9 protein-coding genes are annotated in these 7,060 nt (G+C 54.5%); 5 read left to right on the top strand and 4 right to left on the bottom strand.

Annotated elements, in window-relative coordinates; genetic code table 11:
- Nucleotides 1-372: 372 nt before the first annotated feature.
- Nucleotides 373-714: a hypothetical protein gene (locus EKM95_RS11230; RefSeq protein WP_164510200.1), complete on the bottom strand. Its 342-nt coding sequence runs from the start codon at nt 712-714 to the stop codon at nt 373-375.
- Nucleotides 715-884: 170 nt separating this feature from the next.
- Nucleotides 885-1,577 carry a S1C family serine protease gene (locus tag EKM95_RS11225; protein WP_125698504.1) on the bottom strand — a complete coding sequence of 231 codons (693 nt, stop codon included), beginning with the start codon at nt 1,575-1,577 and terminating at the stop codon, nt 885-887.
- Between the two features lie 75 nt (nt 1,578-1,652).
- Between EKM95_RS11225 and EKM95_RS11745 the strand changes: the two genes are divergently transcribed.
- A complete protein-coding gene (locus tag EKM95_RS11745) occupies nt 1,653-1,862 on the top strand; it encodes a hypothetical protein (RefSeq protein ID WP_164510199.1) in 210 nt (69 codons plus the stop codon).
- A gap of 51 nt (nt 1,863-1,913) precedes the next feature.
- On the opposite strand, the gene EKM95_RS11220 is transcribed toward EKM95_RS11745, so the two are convergent.
- Nucleotides 1,914-2,381: a phage tail protein gene (locus tag EKM95_RS11220; RefSeq protein WP_125698502.1), complete on the bottom strand. Its 468-nt coding sequence runs from the start codon at nt 2,379-2,381 to the stop codon at nt 1,914-1,916.
- 380 nt (nt 2,382-2,761) lie between these two features.
- Complete coding sequence (locus EKM95_RS11215) at nt 2,762-3,685, bottom strand: helix-turn-helix domain-containing protein (protein ID WP_164510198.1); 924 nt, start codon at nt 3,683-3,685, stop codon at nt 2,762-2,764.
- Nucleotides 3,686-4,189: 504 nt separating this feature from the next.
- On the opposite strand from EKM95_RS11215, the gene EKM95_RS11210 reads away from it, so the two are divergent.
- The 4 genes from EKM95_RS11210 (at nt 4,190) to EKM95_RS11200 (ending at nt 6,632) form a co-directional block, all read left to right on the top strand.
- Nucleotides 4,190-5,341 carry an ABC transporter transmembrane domain-containing protein gene (locus EKM95_RS11210; RefSeq protein WP_125698498.1) on the top strand — a complete coding sequence of 384 codons (1,152 nt, stop codon included), beginning with the start codon at nt 4,190-4,192 and terminating at the stop codon, nt 5,339-5,341.
- Nucleotides 5,268-5,579 carry a hypothetical protein gene (locus EKM95_RS11205; RefSeq protein ID WP_191988597.1) on the top strand — a complete coding sequence of 104 codons (312 nt, stop codon included), beginning with the start codon at nt 5,268-5,270 and terminating at the stop codon, nt 5,577-5,579. Before EKM95_RS11210 ends, EKM95_RS11205 begins: the two co-directional genes overlap by 74 nt.
- 101 nt (nt 5,580-5,680) lie before the next feature.
- The gene (locus EKM95_RS11740) at nt 5,681-5,857 is read left to right on the top strand and encodes a hypothetical protein (protein ID WP_164510196.1); all 177 of its coding nucleotides are present in this window, start codon (nt 5,681-5,683) and stop codon (nt 5,855-5,857) included.
- 433 nt (nt 5,858-6,290) lie between these two features.
- Nucleotides 6,291-6,632 (top strand): hypothetical protein, encoded by a 342-nt coding sequence (locus EKM95_RS11200; protein ID WP_125698494.1) that lies wholly within the window; start codon nt 6,291-6,293, stop codon nt 6,630-6,632.
- Nucleotides 6,633-7,060: the final 428 nt, after the last annotated feature.

Here is a 7,060-nt window from a genome sequence, read left to right as displayed (position 1 = left end):
ATCGGTATCCACACAAGTGTCGTGCAGCCCACCTTTGTTTGCAGGAGCTGAATGCGGCCCATCTTGAGAACGACGCCCGAATCTTCGGAGGAGGGAAGGTCACCGAAATTCTAAGCCTATATGTCACCCAACTTGCACCAGCAATCGATATATGGCGGCGGCATGGATGCCACAAAAGTTTTTCAAAGAGCACTAATCGGCACGCCTCACTTCGTTTCCACTGCAGCGAAGCAAAGCGTGCCACCCTCCGACTTGCAGTGGGGTCGGAGGTACATAGGAGGCTCTTGCTTCCAGACAACGGCATGCCTCTTCACAACAAGATACCGTCTCATATTTGAGATCATTTACGGCCTAGTTTTGATTGAAGTTAGCTTACGCGTCTTCTGAAAGCAGTCTGCCTTTTTTTCGTGATGGCCTGCGTTGTGCAAGTAAGTCATCTTTGATCAGTGCGCACTCCATCGCAGTCCTGGCGGCGACGGCATCGGCAAAAGTAGCGAAGGTCTTGTTCAACACCAACTCACCATGCACGCTCATCCGTGCGACCCAGCGATGAGCCTGCTTGCTCCAACTCACCCCAGGGACACCGCTTCGGTTGTTGGTGTGCAGGTTGATCGAGGTCCTCGCCCGCGTTATTTCGGTCAAGCCTCGCGCGTTCATTTTTTCGAGCATGACGGGATCTTTTAAAATACGGGCGCGTGATCGTCCACGACGCACACAGCCACAACTCGTGGTCAGCCCGCGGCGGAGCTGTTGTGCGTCAACGGTGGCCTGTTTGCCACAGGTACAGATGCAGGACCACTGGGCGTTGCCGTTTCATGGATTTGTGCCAGCATTTTTTTGGACCACGAGGCGGCCAAATTGCTGGCCGGTCAAATCAAGACGTTTCACGTGACGGCCTCGCCATTAAGGCTGACAATCACGTCCCGCGTTTGCAGGTTGGTGCCAGACCCGACTGCCACGACCACCACGCCATCCGTCACGCCCTTGGTCGCGCTTGCGGCAAAGGCCAGGCCCAGCGGTGAGCCGACCGCGAGCACGGATTGACCTGTCGCCGCAGCGTCGCTTGCCGCAAATTGGGCGGTGGTCAGAGCTGTGTCGCTGGTGATCTTCAGCACGGCCAGGTCGGTCAACGGGTCGTCGCCGACCAGCGTGGCTGTGTGCGTCGTTCCGTCGTTGAGCACGACCTCGATCGCCGTTGCGTCGGTGATCACATGCTCGTTGGTCACAATAAAATACGTCTTGTCATCGCGCTGATAGATGACGCCTGACCCCGCGCCGCTGGACTGGCCGGTCGGTTTTTGGTAGGGATAAAGCGCCTGACTGCCAGCCGCGTAGTTGACCACTGTCACAACGGCCGGGCTGATCACGCGGTACGCCGCGGCGGCACTGTCATCGGTGGTGACGGCGCTAACGGGCTGGGAGGTCGGGGTCATGTTGCTGTCTGCCAGCGTGGTCTGGGATTCCGGTAATGCGTGGAGATACAGCCGTGCGCCAGCGTACCCAGCGCCAAGGGCTAATCCAAGGCCAATGGTTGCGAGGAGGAAGGGCCGGAGCCACTTTGAGATCGGTTGCTTCATGTTTACACCGCCTTCTTGTTGTCTGTACTTCAAGCGTAGCAAGACGGTTGGCACCCTGTCGCGGAACAGGCGTGAGTGATCAATATGATGAAAATGCCGGTGTGGCGGGGTCTGCAGTTGCTTTTTTCAAAAACATCCGGCTTGCTACTCAAACTTGAGACTCTCGGGACTCGCGAAACTGTACCTCTTGAATCCCGTTTTTGGAGAACGAACGGCGATGTGCCCAGCAATCTTGCCGATTCATGCAAAATAACGCCGCTGGAATTTTCTCCAGCGACGCCATAAGATTATCTCTCAGTGCATTTCACTCGGTGGTGCCCACGCCAGAACGGCCGCTCAGTCGTCGTAAGTGCCCTTGATCACAAAGAACGACCCACGAATGACCCCAGCCAAGGCGGACTTCTGATGCGCAAACTTGAACTTGTCGGCTAACTCTGCCGGCACTTCTATGCCATCGGTGAGCTTGAAGCCGACTGCCCGTTTCCCGCCAGCGGCCAGGGTGTACAAAATATTGATCGCCAGGCCGTTTTCATAGAAAACATAGGTCCAGCGCACGCCGTCGACGGTCAGGTCGGCGACTTCAAGCGGACGATAGGGCAACACTAAGTCGCGTTCTTTCAAGATCGTCGCAACCCGTGCCACCAGATCTGGCCGCTCAGCCGCCGGTTCGGTCGTGAAGACGACTTTGTATTTATTCCAGAAATAGCGGGCTTCATTGGCGCGCAGCCCGGCAAAGGCCGTGGCCACAGGCGACGAGGTGAGGCCAACGGTATCTACATTTTTAAAATCGACTTGATATGACATGAGTGCCTCCATTGTTCAAAGAAGTGATTGTTATGGAATGGATTGTACGCTATCGACTGGGAACTGGCAACACACTGAGAGACGCGTAATGCGACTATTCCTTGTCGTGTTGGGAGAAAAAAGCTTCTGGAGAGTCTCACCGTCTGTTAGTTCTTCAGTCTCTCAAAATCTGCACAACAAATTTCTCAATTATGAGACTGATTTTCCTTGCGTTTTCACACAACTATCTTGATAATGGCAAAGGTGGTATGGATCTCCCAGTCTTCACCACATATTGTTTGCACAACCCCATGTGCTCTCCAAGCGGCTTACCCCGTTTGGCTCAACATATCAAATGGTCCTCAGCCCGAATATGCCGGTTGAGGACTATTTTTTTGGATTTATGACTGTTTGACTAATTGGATGAGCGCTGCCTCTGACAAAAATGGTATGAAGGAGCTGATCTGTTCCTCCGCACCATTTTCCGCGAGGCGGTGGATGTGCGCTGTCAACTGCGCTTCACTGACAAACGGCGCCAGGGCTTGTAGCAGTTTGTTCTGCGGGTCGCGTTCAGCTGTTTGCGCGAAGACCGCGTCGTTCTGCTCTTTAGTCAAAAATGGTGCGGCGGCTTTGATCACTTCCGCGTCTGTGCCCGCTTCCTGAACAAAGGCAGCCAATGTCTGATTCTCGACAAATGGGAATAATTGGCGCAATAAGTAGAGAGGGATGTTTTGTTCGTGCAGGCTCGCCAGCGTGGCATTGTTGGCGGTACTGCTTCGAAATGGCGCCAGGGCGATGACCGTGGTAACGGTATCTGGCAACTTGGGCGTCACATATTGGGCGATCAGGTGCTCGAGGTCGCTGCTCTGAAGAAAGGGTGCCAGCTTTGGCAGTTCATCGAGAAATGTCGGGGTCGCCGAATTTGCCTTGATTCCCTCGACTAAGGTGGTGCTACTCAAAAATGGGGCGAGCGGCACCAGTTCTGCCAGCGTCAACTGCTTTGCATCAGTTCTGGCCTCGACCTGCTTGGGGGTCATGACCGGCGCGGCTTCTTCTAGTGTTGTGGCGTCAAGCGGGGTGTCGCTTGCCACCTGAATCACCGTGCGCGCGGCCTGACTGCCCAAGAGTTGCGCCAGGGGCAGGTCGAGCACCTTGGCCAGGGTCTCGTATTTATCAATATCCGGCAGGCTTTGGCTGCGTTCCCAATTGCTGACGGCTTGGTAGCTGACACCCAGTTCATCGGCCAGGGCGCTTTGGGTCATGTTTTTTTGCTTGCGGGCCGCGGCGATCGTCTGCCCAATTCGTTCTGCGTTAAAGACTTCCATTTTTAGTGCCTCCTCGATCATTGAGATCGATAGTTGATTTTGCGTTGGTTGAACGCTGACCTAAGCTTCGCACCAGTTATCTATTTTGCCTATCAAGCAGTGCTTGAGTTGGCCTGCTTGAGGAAAAATTGGCCGTACGCTACTGCTATTATGGTGGTTGTGACGCCACTTGCACAGCCTATTCCAACCAATTGCTAGCTTGACGTTTTTAGGCCAGCTGGGAAAATGTAGGGTTTGTATGCGATCGGTCTCTGTCTGCGGCCAGCCGATTCTGTATTGTGCTCAGATCAGCCAGCGCGTAAGATGAAGCTAATTCAAAACGGATAGAGCGATTCGATCGTGCGTAACTAATTAGCCCATTGCAAAGTCTCAAGCCACATCGCGTTTTGGTGTGGGCTAGATTTGTGTGGTCTAATTGCACGATGTTTTCCTTTTGATTGCAGTCGCAGTCTCTTGGGGGCTGCTTTTTTAGTCCCGTGAATTGACCACACGGGAGAGAATTAAATGTTCAAATATCTGACAAAAAGCCGGGGCCAATTTGCCCTAACTTTGGGCGTGTGCGGTTATATCGGTTGGAGCTTTTTGCTGCAGCTGATCGTCGACATCGCCACTGGCAAACGCAACGGGAGTTTGGTGGCCCTGGGCGGCTTCTTCGTCCTGTATTCGATTGTGATGGATACGGTGGGTGGCACGGATCGATGTCTCAGGCCGCGGCTCAAATTGCACGCGGCGGGCTGGGCGCGCGCGGATCTGATGACGCATGCCTTGGCCCTGGCGCCCAGCACGTTCGCGGATGTCGGCGTGGGGACGATGATCGGGAAGCTGACGAAGCAGCTGGATAACGTGACTGAGAGTTTCTTCGGTGAGGCGCTGTGGCTGTTTTATATTTCGGCGCAGATGCTGGTCGCAATGATCGTCACGCTCAGCATCAGCCCGCTCATCACCCTGATCATTTTAGTGATGAGTGTGCCGTCTTTATTGTTTCCGTTTGCGCTGAAAAAAATACTGAACGCGGCCTCTGATGCGCAGGTCGCGGCCATTGATCGGTATACGGCTAAGGCAACGGATCTGCTGGCGGGGTTTGACACGATCAAGTTTGCGTTGGCGGGGCAGCCGGCGCGCCGCGAACATGCCCGAGTCAATGACCACTTGGTGCAGACCCAGCTTCGCAACACACGCATCGAGGCCATCAGCTTTGGAGTCTCGACGCTTTTGAATGATCTGACCTACATCGCCGCCTGGTTCATCGGTGCGATCATGGTTCAGCGCGGGGCGATGGACATGGGGCAGATGGTGGTCTTCAGCACATTGACCGGCTATCTGACGTTTCCGATGATGTCGTTGACCCAAGATATTCCCACAATGATCGGCGGGATGCGCGCAGCAGACAAGCTGGCTGCCTTTTTGAAAACGCCGGTACCGGTTGAAACGAGTGCGTCGGTGGTCTCCTTGACTCAGCCGTTGGTCAGCCTCGATCACGCTTCTTATACGCTGGCGGATGCGTCGGTGCTTGTCGATCTCAACCTTGCCGCTAACGGCCAAAGTTCTGGTCGTTGGCGCAAGTGGCAGCGGCAAGACCACCTTGTTGCGGCTTGTCCTTGGCGAATTAGCGCCGACGAGTGGCCGCGCAGAACTATTTGCCCAGCCGGCTTCTGAGCTGCCGCGCAGTTCGGTATACGGCGAGGTGGGGATGTTGGTGCAATCGGGACATATTTTTGGCGGGACGGTTCGCGAGAATCTCAGCCTCTGTACGCAGGCTTTCTCAGACGCGCAAATGACGGCGGCGATGACACGTGCCGGGTTGGGGGAGTGGCTGGCCCGCCATGATCTCGACACGGTGGTCAGCGAGGCAAACCCGATTCTGTCAGGTGGAAAAATCAGCGACTGGCCCTAGCTCGGCTCTAGCTGCGCCACTATGATTACTTTGTCTTTGATGAGCTGACCACGGGGCTCGATCCACATGTGGCCGCTGGGCTCCTGCACGATCTCTTTGCTATGCCACAGGGGTTCTTGCTGGTGACGCACACCTACGATCAGGCGGCGTTTGCGGCGGCCGACCTGATCGTGGTCATGCATGGCGGGCGAATCATCGCTACTGGGCAGAATACGACGCCCGCCGTTGCGGCAGCGCTGGCGGAGCTTGAGCTGACTCATGGGAAATTGGCTGTTTAGTGTAGCCTGAACGCTGCATAAAGGACGAGCGCGTTGGCCGTGGGCTATGCGCAGGCAAGCGCGTATGACAATAGATGAAAAAACGAAAGGAGCTTGCCCTGACGCTAGGTGAGCCGGTGCAACTCAACGGCTAGCTCATGAGCCAGCCAGCCCTTGGCGTCATCGAAAAAAGCGAATCGCGTTGTGACAAAAACCGTTGAGACGCTGGCATCCCGGTTTTGTTAGACGTTGAATTGGTGCCGTGCACGGCGGCCAAAATGAATCTCGATTATGATTTTGCTGCATGTTCGACCAAAGTAGCGACGTACGCCGGAACTGTGATGGCAGAGGAGGGACTTCGCTATCGGCAAGCAGGGGACAAGCTTGACCACCGCCCGGACAAGATATGACCAAATATGTGCGGACTGAGGTCATGCGGTAGGGTTATGGCACCGTGTACAGTTTTGTCGCCTTGGGGCTAGAAGCAGCGGCCAATGTTTGCAGCATTTTGGGTTTGCTTTGTCTTTTGATTTTGGGCAAGGGTAGTCACTCCTTGCGCCGCTTCCTTGGGACATTTGTAGGAATCACTTGCATCGTCGGCCTTGTTGGGGGCATCACGGCGATGGTTGCAGCGGCTCCAAACATTGCCGGGACGATTCATCTTGGTGACCTGGATACGGAAATTCTTCGGGCGATGATCACGGGGGTGCGGGGACGTGGTAAATGGTCGTCGGTGTCGTGGTCTTGGTGGGACTTTGAACCGGCGCTGTGCGGCCTTTTTTCAGGGGGCGGGTGATGGAAAGAATAGAGAACGACTGAATACGTGCAAGTGATAAGCTTGTTTCGAGTTGATAGAAATCCTCGGACAGAATTGGAGCCTGACACGGTATGTTGAGTTCTGCCGAGCCGGGTGTGGTCGCGTGGTTGTTTCAGTCTCACGATGGTCAAATGCGCCCTCAACATACCTGTTCCCCTAGACGTTCGCCTTCATGACGGTATGGAGATTTTTATTGACAGCCTATCATTTGAGGAACATAATTCAGCCTGTAGTAAGCGCTTGCTATGAGTTACTCTTGCTGTCTTGTCACATCTTTAAACCTAGACATTTTATGGAGGAAAAGCCATTGAAAAATCTTAAGCAATTACGTAGTGGCTGTTCAACTAGGCCACCATATTCTTGGTGCTGGTAGTAAATTTGTACCGGAAACGATAGGTTTGCCCGTC

Origin of the sequence: Lacticaseibacillus yichunensis (genome assembly GCF_003946405.1) — a bacterium.
Classification (GTDB): Bacteria; Bacillota; Bacilli; order Lactobacillales; family Lactobacillaceae; genus Lacticaseibacillus; species Lacticaseibacillus yichunensis.
The sequence above is the reverse complement of the archived record's forward strand: the minus strand, read 5'-3'. Positions and strand labels throughout refer to the sequence as shown.